Below are 16,748 nucleotides of genomic sequence, written 5' to 3'. Positions count from 1 at the left end.
ATGGTTTGAATGAAATTGATTTTTGCCGGTACGCCGGAGTTTGCCGCCGCCGCGCTGCGCGAGTTGATCGCCGCCGGCCATGAAATCGCCCTGGTGCTGACCCAGCCGGACCGTCCGGCGGGCCGCGGCATGAAATTGAAGCCCAGCCCGGTCAAGGAAGTCGCGCTGGAGCACGGTCTGCGCGTGGAGCAGCCGGCTTCCCTGCGCAATGACGAAGCGCAGCAGATGCTGCGCGGCATCGGCGCCGAACTGATGGTGGTGGCCGCTTACGGGCTGATCCTGCCGCAGGCGGTGTTGGACATTCCCGCGCGCGGCTGTTTGAACATCCACGCCTCCTTGCTGCCGCGCTGGCGCGGCGCGGCGCCCATCCAGCGCGCCATCTTGGCGGGCGACGCCGAAACCGGCATTACCATCATGCAGATGGATGTGGGCCTGGACACCGGCGACATGCTGTCCATCCATCCGGTGGCCATTGCCGCCGACGAGACCGCCGCCACGTTGCACGATAAGCTGGCCGCGGAGGGCGCGCGCGCCATCGTGTCCACGCTGGCCGGGTTGGAGACCATTCGGCCGGTCAAGCAGCCGGAGGCGGGGGTCACTTACGCGCAGAAGCTGAGCAAAGCAGAGGCTTTGGTGGACTGGAACATGCCGGCGGAAGATGTCGCTCGGGCCATCCGCGCCTACAATCCTGCCCCCGGCGCGCATACGCTGCTGGCCGGCGAGGCGCTGAAACTGTGGATGGCCGTCGCGGAAGCCGGCCAAGCCGAGCCCGGCCTGGTCATCGCCGCGGATGCGGACGGCGTGTTGGTGGGCTGTGGTTCCGGCCTGGTGCGGCTGACGGTGTTGCAGGCGGCTGGCGGCAAGCGCTTGGCCGCGCGTGACTTCATTGCGGGCAGAAGCCAACTGACGGGCACGCGTTTGGGTGTGTGATTGGATCGACTGAAGCGAGATGAAAGGGTAGGGGATGACGGACAACTGGTTCAAGACCACCTTGCTGATGGCGGCGATTCTGGCCTTGTTCGCCGTGATCGGCGGCATGATAGGCGGCAAGAGCGGCATGATTCTGGCGCTGTTGTTTGGCGGGGCTATGAATGTGTTCGCCTGGTGGAATTCCGACCAGATGGTGCTGCGCATGTACAACGCGCAGGAGGTGGACGCCCAGAGCGCGCCGGAATTCTACGGCATGGTGGCGGAACTGGCGCAGCGCGCCGGCCTGCCTATGCCGCGCGTCTATGTGATCCATGAAGAGCAGCCCAACGCCTTCGCCACCGGCCGCAGTCCCGAGCACGCGGCGGTGGCCGCCACCAGCGGCATCATGCGCATGCTGGACTATCGCGAGCTGCGCGGGGTGATGGCGCACGAGCTGGCCCACGTCCAGCACCGCGACACCTTGATCTCCACCATTTCCGCCACCATGGCCGGCGCGATTTCCGCGCTGGCCAACTTCGCCATGTTCTTTGGCGGCCGCGATGAGAACGGTCAGCCAGTGGGTTTGTTGCCGCGTTTGGCCATCGCCCTGTTGGCGCCGTTGGCCGCCAGCCTGATCCAGATGGCGATTTCCCGCGCGCGCGAATTTGAAGCCGACCGCGGCGGCGCCGAGATTTCCGGCGATCCGCTGGCTTTGGCTTCCGCCTTGCAGAAGATCGAATACTACGCTCAGGGCATCGTGATGCCCACCGCCGAGGCGCATCCGGAAACGGCGCAGATGATGATCATCAACCCGCTGTCCGGCGGCGGCGGAATGGGCGATCTGTTCCGCACCCATCCGCAAACCGCGGACCGCATAGAACGGCTGCAAGCGATGGCGCGCGGCGTATATTAATTGAAGAGCGTCGGGCGGCCGCCGCGCCGTCTGGATCGCCCAAGGCCAATGCCGTCCGGCATTGGCCTGTTTGTTATGGTTTGATAGAAAGCACCCATGCATCATATTCAGCAATTGGCCGCCAATATTCTGTTGCGCGTCGAATCCGGAACCAACCTGACCGAGGCGCTGGCCGAAGCTCAACGCAAGGCGCCGGAGTTGACGCCGTCCGAGCGCGGCGCTTTGCAGGATTTGACCTATGGCAGCCTGCGCCATTTGGCGCGGCTGCGTTTTTATCTGCGCCAGTTGGTGGCCAAGCCCTTGCCTGAGCCGGTGTTGGAGCGGGTGTTGATCGTGGCTTTCTATCAATTGCTGCACACCCGCGCCGCTGAGTACGCCGTGGTGAACGAGGCGGTGACCCTGGCCAGCCGGCTGGCCAAGGGCAATTTCAAGGGGCTGGTCAACGGCGTGCTGCGCAACTTCCTGCGGCAGCGCGCGGCCTTGGAGCGCGCGGCGGAAAGAGACATCGAAGCCAGCTTCAACCACCCGTTGTGGTGGATCAAGGGTTTGCAGCGCGCTTATCCCGATGCCTGGCAAGCCATTCTGGACGCCGACAACGGCCATCCGCCGATGACTTTGCGCGTCAATCGCCGCCATGGCGACGCCGCGGCCTATCTGGAGCGGCTGCGAGCCGCCGGGCTGGATGGCGAGGCGCTGGACGGCGGTTCAATCAAGCTGGCGCGTCCGGTGAATGTACGCGAGTTGCCCGGCTTCGCCGACGGCGAGGTGTCGGTGCAGGACTGGGGCGCGCAACAGGCGGCGCATTGGCTGGACCTGAGCGCCGGCCAGCGGGTGCTGGACGCCTGCGCGGCGCCCGGCGGCAAGACTGGCCATATCCTGGAGAGCGCCAATGTCGAAGTCACCGCGCTGGACATCGACGAGCAGCGCTTGCAGCGCGTGGCGGACAATCTGGAGCGCATTGGCGCCACCGCGCGGCTGCATGTGGCCGACGCCGGCCAGCCGGCGAGCTGGTGGGACGGCCAGCCCTTCGACCGTATCCTCGCCGACGTGCCTTGCTCCGCCAGCGGCGTGGTGCGCCGTCATCCGGACATCAAATGGCTGCGCCGCCCGGGCGATTTCGCCTCGCTGGGCGTGCAACAAGCTGCGATGGCCGATGCGCTGTGGCCTTTGCTCGCCTCCGGCGGCAAAATGCTTTACGCTACGTGCTCCATTTTCCCCGAAGAGAATCAGCAACAGCTAGACTCCTTTCTGAAACGCCATGCGGATGCCGCGTGCCTGAGACAGGAGCAGTTGCTTCCTTGTGAGCGTCATGACGGCTTTTATTACGCGTTGCTTGAAAAACGTTAGCCTGCTGCTGTGCTTGCTGGCCGGCCTCGCCATGGCGGCGCAGGCGGAGACCATAGGCTCGCGTCGCGCTGAAGCAGAGGTGACGACGGACGGCCAGCTGTCCGTCAGCACCCGTTTTCAAACGCGGCTGACGCCCAGCCTCAGCGATGCGCTGGAGCAGGGCGTGGTGTTGCCGTTCCGGCTGGAGTTCCAACTGACCAAGCCGCGGCTGACCGCTTACTATCTGAATTTCAGCGAGTGGTTCGATCCGCACGCCCAACTCGGCTTCAAGCTGTCCTATCAGTCGCTGACCAATCGCTATCGCGTCACCATCGGCGGCCTCTCCAATTATTATCCCACCCTGCGCGAGGCGCTGGGCGCGGTGGGCGCGATCCAGGGGTGGCGAGTTCTCAACTCCGGCACCTTGGACCCGCGGGCCCCGGGGCGCGTTGCCGGCCAGGTGCGGCTATTGCTGGACATCGGCGAGCTTCCCAAACCATTCCAACTGAACGCGCTGGGCTCGGCGGATTGGTCGCTGTCGTCCGACTGGATCAAGCTGGACGTAAAGGATGGTGGCTGATGCGCTACGCTGGGGTCGCGCTGGCGACGCTGGGCGCCATCCTGCTTTATCTGCTGGCCTTGGCCACCGGTAACGCATCCAAACTCAACGAATACTACTGGTGGGTGTTCGGCCTGAACGGCCTCTTGCTCGCTACGCTGCTGGGCGTGGTGGCCCGCCAGTTGCTGCGGTTGCGCCAGCGGGTGCGGCAACGGGTGTTCGGCGCCAAGCTGACCCAAAAGCTGGTGATGATGTTCGCGGTGGTGGCCTTGGTGCCGGGCATTCTGGTGTTCACCGTTTCCGCCCAGTTCCTGACCCGCAGCATCGAAAGCTGGTTCGACGTCCGAGTCGAGTCGGCGCTGGAGCGCAGCCTGGGCCTGGCGCGCAATTCGCTGCAGTATGTGCAGGAGGATCTAGGCCGCCGCGCGCGTTCGGTTCAGGACGATATCGAATCCTTGCCTGAAAGCCTATTGCCGGCGCGGTTGGAGCGCTTGCGCGAGCAATTGGGATTGCGCGAACTTGCTGTCTATACCCGCAGCGGTCAGTTGCTGGCCTTCGCCGGCGGGCTCAGCGAGCGAGTGCCTCCTTCGTTGTCGCGCGAGAGCATAGGCAAGCTCAAACCGCGCCAAACGCTGGACAGTTTCGAGAACGACGGCGGCAGCGGCCTGGTGCTGAAGTCGCTGCTGATTTACCGCAATCTGGACAGCCAGCAGCGTGTGTTGCAAGCCCTGCAATCCGCGCCCGGACGCATTGCCCAGGACGCGGAGCAGATCGAGACCGCGCGGGCGGAATATCGCCAGCTATTGTTGGGCCGCGAAGGGCTGACCACCTTCTACATGCTGACCTTGGCCTTGTCCGCGCTGTTGGCGCTGACCGCGGCGCTGGCCTTCGCCCTATTCCTGTCCGAGCGACTTTCCGCTCCCTTGTCCGAGTTGGCCGCCGGCACCCGGGCAGTGGCGCAGGGCGACTTTTCCAAACGTCACCCAGTGTATCGGCGCGACGAACTGGGCATGCTGACCACCTTGTTCAACCGGATGACTCAGCAGCTGGAGGACGCGCGTCTCGCCGCGGACCTCAGCCGCAGCGAACTGGAAAGCAGCAAACTTTATCTGGAAAGCATTCTGGCCAACCTGAGCGCCGGGGTGATCGCCTTCGGCGCCGATTGGCAGCTGCGCGCCGCCAATACCAGCGCTTCTCGCATTCTGGGCGTGGATTTCGCCGAAGTATCCGACCAGGACTTCCCGCACTGGGCCACGTCGATTCCGGCGGTGGCGCCGTTGGTGGAGTGTGTGCTGGAGTATGCGTCCAAGAACAGCGACAGCGACTGGAAAACTCAGCTCAACTATTTGACGGTCCAGGGCGAGCGCACCTTGCTGGTGCGGGGCGCCCATCTGCCGGAAGCGTCCGCGGTGGGTTACGTGGTGGTATTCGACGACATCACGGAACTGGCGCGCGCCCAGCGCGACGCGGCTTGGGGCGAGGTGGCCAAGCGGCTGGCGCACGAGATCCGCAACCCGCTGACGCCGATCCAACTGTCGGCCGAACGCCTTGCGATGAAGCTGCAGGACAAGCTGGCGGGAGGCGACGCCGACATGCTGCGCCGCTCCACGGACACCATCATCAAACAGGTGGGCGCGCTCAAGGCGATGGTGGACGCGTTTCGCGATTACGCGCGCGCGCCGCGCACCAAGTTGACCGAATTGGACCTGAATCAAGTGGTGCGGGAGGTGATGGCTCTTTACGAATCCAACTCTGCTGTTAAGATGGCGCTTGATGAAAGGCCGTTGATGATCATGGCGGATGCGGCATTGTTGCGGCAGGTTTTACATAACCTGATTCAGAACGCGCAAGATGCGGTCCTTGACGTTGACATCCCGATGATTCAAATTAGCAGCCGAAAAGAAGAAGGCAATGCGCTCGTTTGCGTGGAGGATAATGGTCCGGGCTTTGCTCCGGAGATCCTGCAACGCGTGTTCGAACCCTATGTGACCAGCAAGACCAAAGGTACCGGTCTTGGCCTGGCGGTGGTCAAAAAGATTCTTGAAGACCATCACGGGCAGATCAAAGTGGGTAACCTCGAACCAAACGGCGCGCGCATCCTTCTCTCCCTGCCATTGCTGGAGGCCTAATGCGTAGCAGCGATATTTTGATTGTTGACGACGAGATCGGTATCCGTGAATTGCTCTCCGAGATACTGCAGGATGAGGGGTACACCGTCGCGCTGGCGGAAAACGCCGAGGTAGCCAGACAGTTGCGCAACCAGACGCGTCCAGCGTTGGTGTTGCTGGACATTTGGATGCCGGATTGCGACGGCGTGACTTTGCTCAAGGAATGGGCCAAGTCCGGTCAGCTGAACATGCCGGTGGTGATGATGTCCGGTCACGCCAGCATAGACACCGCGGTGGAGGCGACTCGCATCGGCGCTTTCGACTTCCTCGAGAAGCCGATTGCGCTGCAAAAGCTGCTGACCACCGTACAGCGAGCGCTGAAGTACGGCGATATGCAGGCCAACACCTCGTTGAACCTGGACAAGCTGGGCCGCAGCGAGCCGATCCAGGAACTGAAGCGGCAATTGGAGCGCGTGGCCAAGGTCAAGTCGCCGGTGTTGCTGACCGGCGAGCCCGGTTCCGGCTTCGAACTGGTGGCGCGCTTCTTCCATCAGGGCAATACCCCGTGGGTGACGCCGGCCAAGCAGGAGCAATTGGCGGACGCCCCGCTGGAGCTGCTGCAAAAGGCCAATAACGGCGTGCTGTTCCTGCCGGAGATTGGCCAGTACGGCCGTCGCGTGCAGCAAGGCCTGCTGTTCCTGCTGTCCAAGCTGGACCGCTTCAATGTGAGGCTGCTGTGCTCTTGCAGCCGTCCGCTGCAAGAATTGCTGGTGGATCCCGAGTGCGACAACCGGTTGCTGACGGCCTTGTCCAGCGTGATCGTGCCGATTCCGCCGCTGCGTGAGCACTCCGAAGACATCATCTTCATCGCCGAGCAGATTCTGACCGAGTTGGTGGAGTCCAAGCAGGTGCCGGCGCGCAAGCTGACCACGGCCGCGCTCAACGCGCTGCGCCAGTACGACTGGCCGGGCAACCTTGAGCAGTTGCGCAGCATCATCAAGAGCCTGGCGCTGACTTCCGAGTCGGACGAAGTGGACGCGGGCGAAGTCAACAAGGTGCTGGCTCAGTTCCGTCACGAGAAGCCGGTGGAGGAGTCCGGCTTCGATTTCAACATGCCGCTGCGCGAGTTGCGCGAACAGTTGGAGCGCCGTTACTTCGAATACCATATCTCGCTGGAGAACGGCAATATGAGCCGGGTGGCGCAGAAGGTCGGCCTGGAACGCACCCATCTGTATCGCAAGCTCAAGCAGTTGGGCATCAAGTTCGCCCGCAAGACGGTGGAAGAATAAGTCCGCTTTGCTGTTTGACGCATAAGAACGTGTTTACGATCTCGCGAGCTAAGGCGGGCCAAGACGTTGCGGCTGAGAAAGCGGAATGTACATGTGGTACATGAACATTTCGAATGTTGCTCTAGTCCAAACATAATTCCGCTGACGCGTAGCAGATCGAAAACAGTTTATAAGGCCAGCCGCATCCCGGCTGGCCTTATGCTTTTGGGCGATGGCGCAACGGCGTTGTTCGGATTAGGCTAGCAATCATGATTGAACTCAACGATGAGGCGCTTTTGCGCTATAGCCGGCACATTCTGCTGCCGGAGATCGACATTGTCGGCCAACAGCGGCTGAGCCGGGCGCGGGTGCTTATCGTCGGCGCCGGCGGTCTGGGCTCGCCGGTGGCGCTTTATCTGGCCAGCGCCGGAGTAGGACAGATCAGCATCGCCGACGACGACGTGGTCGAGCTGTCCAATCTGCAGCGTCAGATTGTTCATGACAGCGACAGCCTGGGGCGTTTGAAAGCGGAGTCCGCCGCCGAGCGGATGCGCCGCATCAATCCCGAGGTGGACGCGCGGCCGCTGGCGCGGCGGCTGGACCAAGCGGCTTTGGATGAGCTGGCGGCCGGTCATGACCTGGTGCTGGACTGCAGCGACAATTTCACCACCCGACATGCGGTGAACCGCGCCTGTGTGGCAGCCGGCACGCCGCTGGTGTCGGGCGCGGCGGTGCGTTTCGCTGGCCAACTGGCGGTGTTCGATCCACGCGACGCGGCGTCGCCTTGCTATCACTGCCTGTTTCCGGACGAGGGGGAGGCCGGCGACGGGCCATGTGCGACTTTTGGCGTGTTGTCGCCGTTGGTTGGGGTGGTAGGAAGCCTGCAGGCGGTGGAAGCGGTCAAGCTTTTGGCGGGCATCGCGCCGCATTTGGGGCGGTTGACCCTGTATGACGGGCTGAGCGGAGAGTTCCGCCAGATCAAGGTGCCGCGGGATCCGGCTTGCACGGTGTGCTCCGCGCGATGAGAAACGCCCCGGCGGACCGGGGCGTTTATTTTTGAGGGGGGCGCGCTCACAGGTGCTGCCGTACCAGCTTGCGCACCTCCTCGAAGTCCATCACGCCAACATAGCGTTTGATGATCTTGCCCTGTTTGTCGATCAGGAACGTGGTTGGCGCTAATTGGATGTCGCCGAAAGCCTTGGCGATCTGGCCGTTGCTGTCCAGCGCCACGAAGAAGGGCAGCTGGTATTTGTCCACGAAGCTTTTCACGTAATTGGGCGGGTCGTAGCTCAGCGCCACCGCGATGGTTTCATAGCCCTTGCCGGCGAATTCCTGATGCATCTTCTTGATTTCCGGCATTTCCTCTACGCAGCCAGGGCAGCTGGTGGCCCAGAAATTGACCAGCACCACCTTGCCTTTGAGCGACTCGGTGCTGGCAGCCTGGCCGTTGAGCGAGGTGTAATTGACCTGGGGCGCCGGCGAGCCGGCAAACAGCGCCATGTAGGCGACAACGGCGACCAGCGCGACGCCCAGCAGCGCGAGCAGACCTTTCTTCATTTTCTTGTCCTGCGGTAAAGTCCGGGCGCGGCCCGGCATGGTTCATGCCATGACGATCAAGCCTGTTCGGCCAGCATTTGTTCCAGTAGTTCCTTCAGCTTGCCGTCCAGCGCCACAGCCTTGCCTTGTTTGGCGTCAAACACGGCGAAGGTGACGTCGGCCTCGGCCACCAGTTTGCCGCTGCCTGCCAGGCTCACGCGCTGATGCATCACTGCGCTGCGGGTGCCTATGCTCTTGACTCCGGTTTCGATCACGAGCTCGTCGCCCATGGTGGCAGGGTCGCGGTAGTCGATATTGATGTTGACGACCACCAGCGCCAGGCCGGACTGCAGGAACCAGGGGAGATCCCCGCTGTTCTCGAAGTAGTTCCAGCGCGCCTCTTCCAGAAACTCCAGATAACGGGCGTTGTTGACGTGGCCGTATAGGTCCAGATGGTAGCCGCGCACTTTGATCTTGGTATTGTGCTGCATGATGGTGTTTCTCCCTTGCTCGTGATGGCGCCCGGCGCCGCCATGGGCGACGCCGTGGCGCGCGTATGCTTATTCGCCCAGTTCCAGCGGCACGAAGGCCTCGCGCTCCAGCGCCTCGTCGACCAGATCGGTGACGATGGAATGGATTTCCAGCGAGAACCATTGTTGGAACAGTTCCAGCGAAAGTTCTTCCGGCCACATGGCGTCATCCTCGCACCAGTCGGCCAGCTCGGCTTGGAACAGCTGTTGATACCGTTCGAAAACGAAGGCTTGGGCGTCGGCGTAATCTTCCGCCGCCGGGATCAGCAGGGCGTTGCAGTCCTGGCCCAGGTGCGCCAACGAGATCTCCTCATCCAAGCCGCCGGGCAATGATTGCAGCCAGGCGTGGAAGGGGGCGAGGGGGCGGATCAGGGCGATACTGCGATTGACTTCGTACATAGAGATTCCTTGATGATGTGTCAGCGACTGGATAGTTGGTTGTCGCGAGTGAAAACGAATTTTTGACGAATGCGTTGCGAGCTGTATTGTTCCGCGAGCGACGCCGGGAACGGCGGGTAGGGCGCGGCCAGTTCCACGATGCGACGCGCGGCCTCATCCAGCACGCCGAAGCCGGAACTGCGCAGCACGCGCACCTCGCGGAGGCCGCCGTCGGCGGCGATCAGCACTTCCAGCGTTACCGCGCCGTGAATATTCTGGCGGCGAGCGGCTTCCGGGTAGTTGAGGTTGCCGATGCGCTCCACTTTGAGTCGCCAGTCTTCCTGATAACGGGCCCAGGGGTAGCCGCGGGCGCTTTCGGCCAGCTTGCCCTGTTTGCCGCCGCTTTCCTGTTCGTTGTCGGAGAGACCGCTGTCGCCCAATTGCCGGCTCATCTCTCCAACCTGGGCCAGCAGGCTGCCGGCGCTGACATGTCCGACCGTGCCGGATTGAGAGGGCGGCAGTGCTGGCTTTTTGCCTGCCTCCGGGGGGCGGGCGATGGTTTGTTGCCGCGGGGAGGCGTCAGCGGGTTCGGGCGTGCCGGGGTCGGCCGGGGCGGCGACTGGCTTAGCGCGATGGCTGGCAAGCTTGTCCGTCTGTGCGCTGTTGCCCGCGCCCAGGTTGTTCTGTTCCGCCAGCCGGCGGGTTTTGGGCGTCAGCCGGCTGGGTGTCTGGTTCAACTGCACATTGATGATTTGGGCGGAGGCGGGCGGGGGCGGGCTGGAACGCGGGCGCATCTCCAGGCTGAACAGCAGCGCATGGACCAGCAGCGAGGCGAGCAGCGTCAAGCACAGCGGCAGCATGGTGGCGCTGGAGGACGTGGACGAGGACGGGCTAGTGGACATGGATGGCTGTTGGCTTTCACCGGGTAAGCGGAGTTCGCCGCGGCTGTCGCCGCAGGCGGAACCGAGTGCAGCTGAAAGTGTAGCACGGCGGCCAGCAAAAACGCCGCGCTGAGCGCGGCGTGGCGGATGCCTCAGGGTCTGCGGATATTATTTTTCCAGCAGGCTGCGCAGCATCCATGCGGTCTTCTCGTGAACCTGAAGGCGCTGGGTCAGCAGGTCGGCGCTGGGCTCGTCCGAAGCGCGCTCAACCACGGCGAAAATGCTGCGCGCGGTGCGACATACGGTTTCATGGCCGTCCACCAGTTGGCGGATCATTTCCTCGGCTTTGGGCGGGGCGCCGGCGGCTTCCTGGATCGCAGTCAGTTTGGCGTAGTCGGCGTAGCTGCCCGGCGCGTGGTGGCCCAGGGCGCGGATGCGCTCGGCCACGGCGTCCACTGCCAGAGCCAGTTCGTTGTACTGGGTTTCAAACATCAGGTGCAGGGTGTTGAACATCGGCCCGGTGACGTTCCAGTGGAAGTTGTGGGTTTTCAGATACAAGGTGTAAGTGTCGGCCAGCAGGCGGGACAAGCCATGAGCGATTTCCTGGCGGTCTTGTTCGTTGATTCCAATATCCATCGCGATATCCTCATAAGTGAAGGGAGAGCCGACGCCTCGTCGGCTGACGCCGGCGCTGGGTCTTTTGGACTACACTCTCCCGATTTGCGGGAAAAAATCATGAAACCTTGGCTGGACTGCCGTAACGGCACCATCCGTCTTACTCTGCACGTGCAGCCCGGCGCCAAGAAAACCGAGGCGGCGGGAGAACATGGAGACTGCCTGAAAATACGCTTGGCGGCGCCGCCGGTGGACGGCAAGGCCAATGCGGCCCTGCTGGCCTGGCTGGCGCAACGCTTCTCCGTGGCCAAGCGCGACGTCCAACTATTGTCCGGCGACAAGAGCCGGCGCAAGGTGGTTTTGCTTCAGTGCGAGGCCTCTGAAGAGGACGCTCTGCAGCGGCTGGACCTTCAGTGAAGGCGCCGGTCGGGCGGAGTGGTTTTGTCCACCCGAGTATATTCTCCATCAATGATGTCGGGGTCGGCGGCGGGGCCGGGCCCCTGCGCCGAGTGGGTATTGACGGCGATGCTGGGGCCTTTGAAAGGCAGCAGCAATAGTACGGCGGCCAGGTCGCTGATGACGCCTGGTATCAGAAACAACACGCCCGCCAGCAAGTAGCGCAGCGGCCAGAGCAAGGAATACAGCGATACCCGGTCGCCCTGGCGCATCACGCTGCCCAAGGTGAACAAGGCGCCGATCTGCTGATTGCGCAGCATCCACAGGCCCAGCAAGGAAGACAGTACGACGAACAGGAAAACGGCTAAACCTCCGAAGCGATCCGCCAAAGCCACCAGGGCGGCGATTTCTGCGAAGGGGTACAGCAACAGCAGGATGAGGAAGGTGCGCATGGGCAACTGAATCCGATAAGTGGGTGTCGCGATCAAGACGACGGACGAGTCAATCTGATCCCTTGTTGTACACATGGGTATGGCTGAGCGGCTTTCAAGGCCGGCTTGGAATTATCGTTCGGGCTTAGATGATATCTTGACGCTTCGGTTCCCGTTTCAATCCGGCTTTCCCGTGCGTGTCAGTGTCATTCTCATGAAAAAAAATACAAAAACCCGTTGACGACCCTGAACTGTTTCATTATAGTTGCGCTCTCTCTTGGGTCGTTAGCTCAGCTGGTAGAGCAGCGGACTTTTAATCCGTTGGTCGCAGGTTCGAATCCCGCACGACCCACCAGTTTCCGATACTGGAAATTGCCAAGAGTTTTGTTCGAGGGTCGTTAGCTCAGCTGGTAGAGCAGCGGACTTTTAATCCGTTGGTCGCAGGTTCGAATCCCGCACGACCCACCACGACAAACTCTTAGCGCCCAGGTTCGGGTCGTTAGCTCAGCTGGTAGAGCAGCGGACTTTTAATCCGTTGGTCGCAGGTTCGAATCCCGCACGACCCACCAAATTTATAGCAATCAGGCCAGTTCGCGAGAACTGGCCTTTTTGTTTTTGCTTTACCTCCCGTGTTCTGTGTTTCCTCTTCCCCATGTTTGTCTGCGCCTTGACGGGTCTCGGTGCGTCAATGGCCTTGCTATGGTAAATTTGATAATGATTGTAAGAATCATTCGCATTATAATGGCGAGTTAACCGCATCATCCCGCCGTCCGCGCTGTCGAGCGCGGACCTTCGGTTTCGCATCAAATAGGAAACGCAGAGCATGACTACCGTTGTCGAGAACACCCGCACCCAGGACCTGAAAGCCCGCACCCACGAAACGCACGATGCGCTGGACCAACGCATCATGGCGAATCAGCCGTTCGCCACTCGTGAAAACTACGCGCGCTTTTTGCTGGCGCAATACCGCTTCCTGCGAGACGCCGACGCGCTTTACGACAATCCTGAGCTGGCGCGCTTGTTCCCGGATCTGGCCGAGCGCCGTCGTTACGACAGCATCGCCGCCGATCTGCGTGATCTGGACCGGCCGCTGCCGGAATTGCGCGAAGCGCCGATCAGCAGCACGCTGGACGTGGCGAGCGCGATGGGTTGGCTCTACGTGGTAGAGGGTTCCAAACTGGGCGCGGCAATTCTTTACAAGCTGGCTGGCAAGTTGGGCTTGGATGAGAACTGCGGCGCTCGCCACCTGGCCGGCCATCCGGATGGCCGTGCTCGTCACTGGCGCGCCTTCACCGCCGTGTTGGACGGCTTGCAACTGGACGAGGCGGCCGAGCAGCGCGTTACCGCCGGCGCGGTGGCTGCGTTTGCCTGCATGAACCGCCATCTGGATCAGGTGTACGCTTGAGTCATCCCGCGCGGCACCCCGCGGTGCGCTGGTTCTACTTGTGCGCCGGCGTGGCGATGCTGGTCTTGGGCATTATCGGCGCGCTGTTGCCGGTGATGCCCACTACGATCTTCCTGATTTTGGCGCTAGCCTGCTTCAGCAAATCCTCCCCGCGGCTGGAGCAGCGGCTATTGGCGCATCCGCGTTACGGACCGGGGCTGCGCCGCTGGCGCGAGCAGCGCGTGGTGCCGGTCAAGGCCAAGTGTTTTGCCGCGCTGGGCATGGGCATGGGTTTCGCCGCTCTGCTGCTGACGCGGCCGCCGCACTGGGTCCCGTGGCTGGTTGGAGCGATTGAGCTGAGCGTCTTGCTTTATTTGTTGTCGCGGCCTTCGCATTTGAAGCCGGTCTTGGCGCCGCTGCCGGATTTAGCCAAAACGCTTCCGCCGCGTTAAGCTTGCGCATCTACACCAAAAACGGGAGCTGTGTGATGAAGGTAAACGGAATCGTAGCGGTCTTGGCCGCACTGGCGTTGCCGGCGCTGGTTTTGGCGCAGACGGCGGATGAACAGCTGTTGGCGGCACAGATGTACTATCAGCAAGTGCGCGGCACGCAGCAAAAGGCGGATGCGCGTTTGGCGCAGGCCGAGTCCGACAAGGTTAAGGCGGAACAGCGTTTGGCGGAAGCGCAGGCGGGCTTGAGCGGGGCCAACGCGGAATTGGAGGCGGCGAAGTCGGCTCAAGCCGCCGCGGCGCAGATCAGCGAGGCGGCCACCAAGGCTTTGAACGAGGCTTGGCAGCGCAAGGACGGCGGACAGTAATGCGACCGGCGCGCTATTCGCCGCGTAATTGCCGGTAACGGTTCAGATCGTTCTGGGTTTTTTGGCGGAACGCGGCCAGCTCCTGTTGTTTGATGGAGATCTGCTTGGCCAGTTCGCTTTGTTCCGACTGCAGCACATGCAGATTGCGTTGGCTGTTTTGCGGTGGCGCTTGTTTGTTGCGCAGGCTCTGCGCGATGTCCTGCTGAATGCCTTGAATCTGCAGCGTTAGGCCGCGGGCGCGTTGTTGTAGCGCGTCCAGCGCGCTTTGCAGCACAGCCTGTTGTTTGGCCCGCTCGGCTTGCAGTTGCTGCAGGTTGGCGTAGCTTTCCACCAGCGCGTTGTCGCGGCGGGTATTTTCCAGTTGATGGGCGTCGCGTTGTTTTTGCGCCGCTTCGGCGGCCTCTCGCGCTTGGCGCGCGGCGGGGCTTTCCGCCGGTTTGGTGACGGAACCCTGCTTGGAAAGCTCGGCAACGCCCTGCTGCTGACTTTGGAGCGGAGGCGAGTCGCTGTAATGCACTTTGCCGGACTCGTCCACCCACTTGTAGAGTCCGCCGGCATAGGCGACGGTTCCCAGTATCAGTAGCGCGAATCCGGCAAGCGGTTTCATCAGTCGTTGACTCCGTATTGCGCCCGGTAGGCGCGCACTGCGTCCAAGTGCGCCGCCAGTTCCGGACTATGTTCCAGGAAGCCGAGCAGGTCTTTCAGCGTGGCGATGGCGATGACCGGCAGGCCATGTTGCTGGGCTACTTCCTGCACCGCCGATAATTCGCCGCTGCCTCGCTCCATGCGGTCCAATGCAATGGCCACCCCCGCCGGTTCGGCGCCGGCGGCGCGGATCAATTGCACCGATTCGCGCACCGAGGTGCCGGCCGAGATCACGTCGTCGATGATCAGAACCTTGCCTTGTAGCGGGGCGCCCACCAGGGTGCCGCCTTCGCCGTGGTCCTTGGCTTCCTTGCGGTTGTAGGCGAAGGGCACATTGCGGCCTTGCTCCGCCATGGCCATGCACGCGCCGGCTGCCAGGATGATGCCTTTATAGGCCGGACCGAAGAGCATGTCGAATTGCACGCCGCTTTCCAGTATCGACTTGGCGTAGAAGCGGGACAAGTTCAAAGTGGACAGGCCGTCGTTGAACAGGCCGGCGTTGAAGAAGTAGGGTGACTTGCGGCCGGCCTTGGTGATGAACTCGCCAAACTTCAAAACCTGCTTGTCGAGCGCAAAACGAATAAAATCCTGACGGAAATCGCTCATCGTTACTCCTTATTAACTGTTAACTGTTTGAACGGCTGAAAAAATTGCCGGCAAGCATATCACGGGAGAGTCTCTTGCTTCGAATCGTTTCCGCTAATTTGAACGGCATCCGCTCCGCGGATAAAAAAGGTTTCTTCGACTGGTTGGCCGGCATAGACGCCGACTTTGTCTGCGTGCAGGAACTGAAGGCCCAGGCGGCCGACTTGTCCGAACGCATGCGACAGCCGGACGGGATGACCGGTTACTTCCACTATGCGGAAAAGAAAGGTTATAGCGGCGTGGGCCTGTATACCCGTCATCAGCCGGATGCGGTGGTGGAGGGATTGGGCGTTGATTGGATCGACGCCGAAGGCCGTTTTCTGCAACTGGACTTCGGCAATCTCAGCGTGATTTCACTGTATCTGCCGTCAGGCTCCAGCAGCGATGAGCGCCAGCAAGTGAAATTCGATTTTCTGGACGTGTTCATGCCGCATCTGGAAACGCTGCGCGCGGCCGGCCGCGACATCGTGATCTGCGGCGACTGGAACATCGCTCATAACGAGATCGATCTGAAAAACTGGAAGGGCAATCTGAAGAACTCCGGCTTCCTGCCGGAAGAGCGCGCCTGGATGACCGACTTGCTGGACCGCGTGGGCTGGTGCGACGTGTGGCGCCGCTTGTACCCCGACACGCCGGGCTACACGTGGTGGAGCAACCGCGGCCAGGCTTACGCCAAGGATGTGGGTTGGCGCATCGATTACCACATTGTGACGCCGTCGTTGATGGCGCAAGCTCGCAGCGCATCGGTATATAAGGACGAGAAGTTTTCCGATCATGCGCCGCTGATCGTCGATTACGAGCGGAGCCTGTGATGTTGGACGAGGACGACGTCACCTTGATCACGGTGCCGGGGTGGGGCAACTCCGGCGCCGAACACTGGCAGACCAGTTGGGAGCGCTGCTATCCGTTGGCGCGCAGAGTGGAGCAAGACGATTGGCTGTACCCGGAATGCGAGGCTTGGGTAGAGGGCATCAGGCGCACGCTGGAGCAGGTGCCGGGCCGCTGGCTGCTGGCGGCGCACAGCCTGGGCTGTCATGCGGCGGCGGCCTGGCTGCGCACCTTGTCCCTGTCTGAACAGAAGCGCTTGCAAGGACTGTTGCTGGTGGCGCCGCCGGCCTTGCCCATCAGCGAGGCGCGGGCGCGAGCCAGCGGCGAATTGCCGGATGACGCGCCCTTGCCTGCGTTTGCCGGCTTCAGTGCGCCCACGCTGCGCTTGCCCGCCCCCGCCTTGCTGGTGGCCAGCCGCGACGACTTGTTCTGCGAGATGGCGGAGGCGGAGGCGATGGCCCGCGTTTGGGGCTGTCCCTTGGTTGACGCCGGCGCGAATGGGCATTTAGGCAGCGCCGCGCGTCTTGGGCATTGGCGCTTCGGCCAGGATCTGCTGCAGGAACTGATGCTGGCCTGAGT

The 16,748-nt window shown here is 62.2% G+C and carries 21 protein-coding genes and 3 tRNA genes; 16 read left to right on the top strand and 8 right to left on the bottom strand.

The window, feature by feature from the left end; all coding sequences use genetic code 11:
* Positions 1–9: 9 nt before the first annotated feature.
* From fmt to DXT74_RS00940, 7 genes are all read left to right on the top strand, one after another.
* Positions 10–930 (top strand): methionyl-tRNA formyltransferase, encoded by a 921-nt coding sequence (gene fmt, locus DXT74_RS00970; RefSeq protein WP_194427112.1) that lies wholly within the window; start codon positions 10–12, stop codon positions 928–930.
* A 34-nt stretch (positions 931–964) separates the two neighbouring features.
* Positions 965–1,822 carry a zinc metalloprotease HtpX gene (gene htpX / locus DXT74_RS00965; RefSeq protein WP_043635619.1) on the top strand — a complete coding sequence of 286 codons (858 nt, stop codon included), beginning with the start codon at positions 965–967 and terminating at the stop codon, positions 1,820–1,822.
* Positions 1,823–1,918: 96 nt separating this feature from the next.
* Positions 1,919–3,169, top strand: a complete 1,251-nt coding sequence (rsmB, locus tag DXT74_RS00960) for a 16S rRNA (cytosine(967)-C(5))-methyltransferase RsmB (protein WP_194427111.1) — start codon at positions 1,919–1,921, stop codon at positions 3,167–3,169.
* Positions 3,156–3,728, top strand: coding sequence for a DUF4390 domain-containing protein (locus tag DXT74_RS00955; RefSeq protein ID WP_231138251.1), 573 nt, complete (start codon positions 3,156–3,158; stop codon positions 3,726–3,728). Before rsmB ends, DXT74_RS00955 begins: the two co-directional genes overlap by 14 nt.
* Positions 3,728–5,836, top strand: a complete 2,109-nt coding sequence (locus DXT74_RS00950) for an ATP-binding protein (protein ID WP_081555035.1) — start codon at positions 3,728–3,730, stop codon at positions 5,834–5,836. Before DXT74_RS00955 ends, DXT74_RS00950 begins: the two co-directional genes overlap by 1 nt.
* Positions 5,836–7,104, top strand: coding sequence for a sigma-54 dependent transcriptional regulator (locus DXT74_RS00945; protein ID WP_019100015.1), 1,269 nt, complete (start codon positions 5,836–5,838; stop codon positions 7,102–7,104). The genes DXT74_RS00950 and DXT74_RS00945 overlap by 1 nt, the downstream gene beginning before the upstream one ends.
* A gap of 248 nt (positions 7,105–7,352) precedes the next feature.
* The gene (locus tag DXT74_RS00940; protein WP_194427110.1) at positions 7,353–8,108 is read left to right on the top strand and encodes a molybdopterin-synthase adenylyltransferase MoeB; all 756 of its coding nucleotides are present in this window, start codon (positions 7,353–7,355) and stop codon (positions 8,106–8,108) included.
* Between the two features lie 46 nt (positions 8,109–8,154).
* On the opposite strand, the gene DXT74_RS00935 is transcribed toward DXT74_RS00940, so the two are convergent.
* The 5 genes from DXT74_RS00935 to DXT74_RS00915 all read right to left on the bottom strand — a co-directional run bounded on the left by DXT74_RS00935 (position 8,155) and on the right by DXT74_RS00915 (position 11,044).
* Positions 8,155–8,640 carry a TlpA disulfide reductase family protein gene (locus DXT74_RS00935; protein WP_043635723.1) on the bottom strand — a complete coding sequence of 162 codons (486 nt, stop codon included), beginning with the start codon at positions 8,638–8,640 and terminating at the stop codon, positions 8,155–8,157.
* Positions 8,641–8,696: 56 nt separating this feature from the next.
* On the bottom strand, positions 8,697–9,110 hold the full coding sequence (locus DXT74_RS00930; RefSeq protein ID WP_194427109.1) for a thioesterase family protein: 414 nt from the start codon (positions 9,108–9,110) through the stop codon (positions 8,697–8,699).
* 69 nt (positions 9,111–9,179) lie between these two features.
* Positions 9,180–9,548: a VacJ gene (locus tag DXT74_RS00925; RefSeq protein WP_194427108.1), complete on the bottom strand. Its 369-nt coding sequence runs from the start codon at positions 9,546–9,548 to the stop codon at positions 9,180–9,182.
* Positions 9,549–9,568: 20 nt separating this feature from the next.
* The gene (locus DXT74_RS00920; RefSeq protein WP_194427107.1) at positions 9,569–10,429 is read right to left on the bottom strand and encodes an energy transducer TonB; all 861 of its coding nucleotides are present in this window, start codon (positions 10,427–10,429) and stop codon (positions 9,569–9,571) included.
* Positions 10,430–10,576: 147 nt separating this feature from the next.
* Positions 10,577–11,044 (bottom strand): Dps family protein, encoded by a 468-nt coding sequence (locus DXT74_RS00915; RefSeq protein ID WP_019100310.1) that lies wholly within the window; start codon positions 11,042–11,044, stop codon positions 10,577–10,579.
* 99 nt (positions 11,045–11,143) lie between these two features.
* Between DXT74_RS00915 and DXT74_RS00910 the strand changes: the two genes are divergently transcribed.
* Positions 11,144–11,440, top strand: a complete 297-nt coding sequence (locus tag DXT74_RS00910; RefSeq protein WP_019100311.1) for a DUF167 domain-containing protein — start codon at positions 11,144–11,146, stop codon at positions 11,438–11,440.
* Here DXT74_RS00910 and DXT74_RS00905 read toward each other — a convergent pair.
* Positions 11,434–11,871: an FxsA family protein gene (locus DXT74_RS00905; RefSeq protein WP_043592319.1), complete on the bottom strand. Its 438-nt coding sequence runs from the start codon at positions 11,869–11,871 to the stop codon at positions 11,434–11,436. The two genes, DXT74_RS00910 and DXT74_RS00905, sit on opposite strands and share 7 nt — an antisense overlap.
* Positions 11,872–12,129: 258 nt before the next feature.
* Here DXT74_RS00905 and DXT74_RS00900 point away from each other — a divergent pair.
* From DXT74_RS00900 to DXT74_RS00875, 6 genes are all read left to right on the top strand, one after another.
* A tRNA-Lys gene (locus DXT74_RS00900) sits at positions 12,130–12,205 on the top strand.
* A 37-nt stretch (positions 12,206–12,242) separates the two neighbouring features.
* Positions 12,243–12,318: transfer RNA gene (locus tag DXT74_RS00895), tRNA-Lys, on the top strand.
* A gap of 25 nt (positions 12,319–12,343) precedes the next feature.
* Positions 12,344–12,419: transfer RNA gene (locus tag DXT74_RS00890), tRNA-Lys, on the top strand.
* Between the two features lie 254 nt (positions 12,420–12,673).
* On the top strand, positions 12,674–13,255 hold the full coding sequence (locus tag DXT74_RS00885; protein WP_043635651.1) for a biliverdin-producing heme oxygenase: 582 nt from the start codon (positions 12,674–12,676) through the stop codon (positions 13,253–13,255).
* The gene (locus DXT74_RS00880; protein ID WP_231138250.1) at positions 13,252–13,686 is read left to right on the top strand and encodes a YbaN family protein; all 435 of its coding nucleotides are present in this window, start codon (positions 13,252–13,254) and stop codon (positions 13,684–13,686) included. Before DXT74_RS00885 ends, DXT74_RS00880 begins: the two co-directional genes overlap by 4 nt.
* Before the next feature lie 35 nt (positions 13,687–13,721).
* Positions 13,722–14,051 (top strand): hypothetical protein, encoded by a 330-nt coding sequence (locus DXT74_RS00875; protein WP_052370440.1) that lies wholly within the window; start codon positions 13,722–13,724, stop codon positions 14,049–14,051.
* A 13-nt stretch (positions 14,052–14,064) separates the two neighbouring features.
* Here the strand turns inward: DXT74_RS00875 and DXT74_RS00870 are convergent, their stop codons facing one another.
* Positions 14,065–14,658, bottom strand: a complete 594-nt coding sequence (locus DXT74_RS00870; protein ID WP_043635654.1) for a DUF4124 domain-containing protein — start codon at positions 14,656–14,658, stop codon at positions 14,065–14,067.
* Complete coding sequence (gene pyrE, locus DXT74_RS00865; protein ID WP_019100590.1) at positions 14,658–15,302, bottom strand: orotate phosphoribosyltransferase; 645 nt, start codon at positions 15,300–15,302, stop codon at positions 14,658–14,660. The genes DXT74_RS00870 and pyrE overlap by 1 nt, the downstream gene beginning before the upstream one ends.
* Positions 15,303–15,376: 74 nt before the next feature.
* On the opposite strand from pyrE, the gene DXT74_RS00860 reads away from it, so the two are divergent.
* Positions 15,377–16,153: an exodeoxyribonuclease III gene (locus DXT74_RS00860; protein WP_039753942.1), complete on the top strand. Its 777-nt coding sequence runs from the start codon at positions 15,377–15,379 to the stop codon at positions 16,151–16,153.
* Positions 16,153–16,746 carry an alpha/beta hydrolase gene (locus DXT74_RS00855; protein ID WP_043592317.1) on the top strand — a complete coding sequence of 198 codons (594 nt, stop codon included), beginning with the start codon at positions 16,153–16,155 and terminating at the stop codon, positions 16,744–16,746. Before DXT74_RS00860 ends, DXT74_RS00855 begins: the two co-directional genes overlap by 1 nt.
* Positions 16,747–16,748: the final 2 nt, after the last annotated feature.

The organism is Chromobacterium sp. Rain0013 (genome assembly GCF_015291765.1).
Classification (GTDB): Bacteria; Pseudomonadota; Gammaproteobacteria; order Burkholderiales; family Chromobacteriaceae; genus Chromobacterium; species Chromobacterium haemolyticum.
Note: the sequence above shows the minus strand (reverse complement) of the source record. Positions and strands in the feature narration are given on the sequence as shown.

Coding starts and splice junctions, on each gene's coding strand:
- fmt (WP_194427112.1), top strand. CDS start 10: ATGAAATTGATTTTTGCCGGTACGCCGGAGTTTGCCGCCGCCGCGCTG.
- htpX (WP_043635619.1), top strand. CDS start 965: ATGACGGACAACTGGTTCAAGACCACCTTGCTGATGGCGGCGATTCTG.
- rsmB (WP_194427111.1), top strand. CDS start 1,919: ATGCATCATATTCAGCAATTGGCCGCCAATATTCTGTTGCGCGTCGAA.
- DXT74_RS00950 (WP_081555035.1), top strand. CDS start 3,728: ATGCGCTACGCTGGGGTCGCGCTGGCGACGCTGGGCGCCATCCTGCTT.
- DXT74_RS00945 (WP_019100015.1), top strand. CDS start 5,836: ATGCGTAGCAGCGATATTTTGATTGTTGACGACGAGATCGGTATCCGT.
- DXT74_RS00940 (WP_194427110.1), top strand. CDS start 7,353: ATGATTGAACTCAACGATGAGGCGCTTTTGCGCTATAGCCGGCACATT.
- DXT74_RS00935 (WP_043635723.1), bottom strand. CDS start 8,640: ATGAAGAAAGGTCTGCTCGCGCTGCTGGGCGTCGCGCTGGTCGCCGTT.
- DXT74_RS00930 (WP_194427109.1), bottom strand. CDS start 9,110: ATGCAGCACAATACCAAGATCAAAGTGCGCGGCTACCATCTGGACCTA.
- DXT74_RS00925 (WP_194427108.1), bottom strand. CDS start 9,548: ATGTACGAAGTCAATCGCAGTATCGCCCTGATCCGCCCCCTCGCCCCC.
- DXT74_RS00920 (WP_194427107.1), bottom strand. CDS start 10,429: ATGTCCACTAGCCCGTCCTCGTCCACGTCCTCCAGCGCCACCATGCTG.
- DXT74_RS00915 (WP_019100310.1), bottom strand. CDS start 11,044: ATGGATATTGGAATCAACGAACAAGACCGCCAGGAAATCGCTCATGGC.
- DXT74_RS00910 (WP_019100311.1), top strand. CDS start 11,144: ATGAAACCTTGGCTGGACTGCCGTAACGGCACCATCCGTCTTACTCTG.
- DXT74_RS00905 (WP_043592319.1), bottom strand. CDS start 11,871: ATGCGCACCTTCCTCATCCTGCTGTTGCTGTACCCCTTCGCAGAAATC.
- DXT74_RS00885 (WP_043635651.1), top strand. CDS start 12,674: ATGACTACCGTTGTCGAGAACACCCGCACCCAGGACCTGAAAGCCCGC.
- DXT74_RS00875 (WP_052370440.1), top strand. CDS start 13,722: ATGAAGGTAAACGGAATCGTAGCGGTCTTGGCCGCACTGGCGTTGCCG.
- DXT74_RS00870 (WP_043635654.1), bottom strand. CDS start 14,658: ATGAAACCGCTTGCCGGATTCGCGCTACTGATACTGGGAACCGTCGCC.
- pyrE (WP_019100590.1), bottom strand. CDS start 15,302: ATGAGCGATTTCCGTCAGGATTTTATTCGTTTTGCGCTCGACAAGCAG.
- DXT74_RS00855 (WP_043592317.1), top strand. CDS start 16,153: ATGTTGGACGAGGACGACGTCACCTTGATCACGGTGCCGGGGTGGGGC.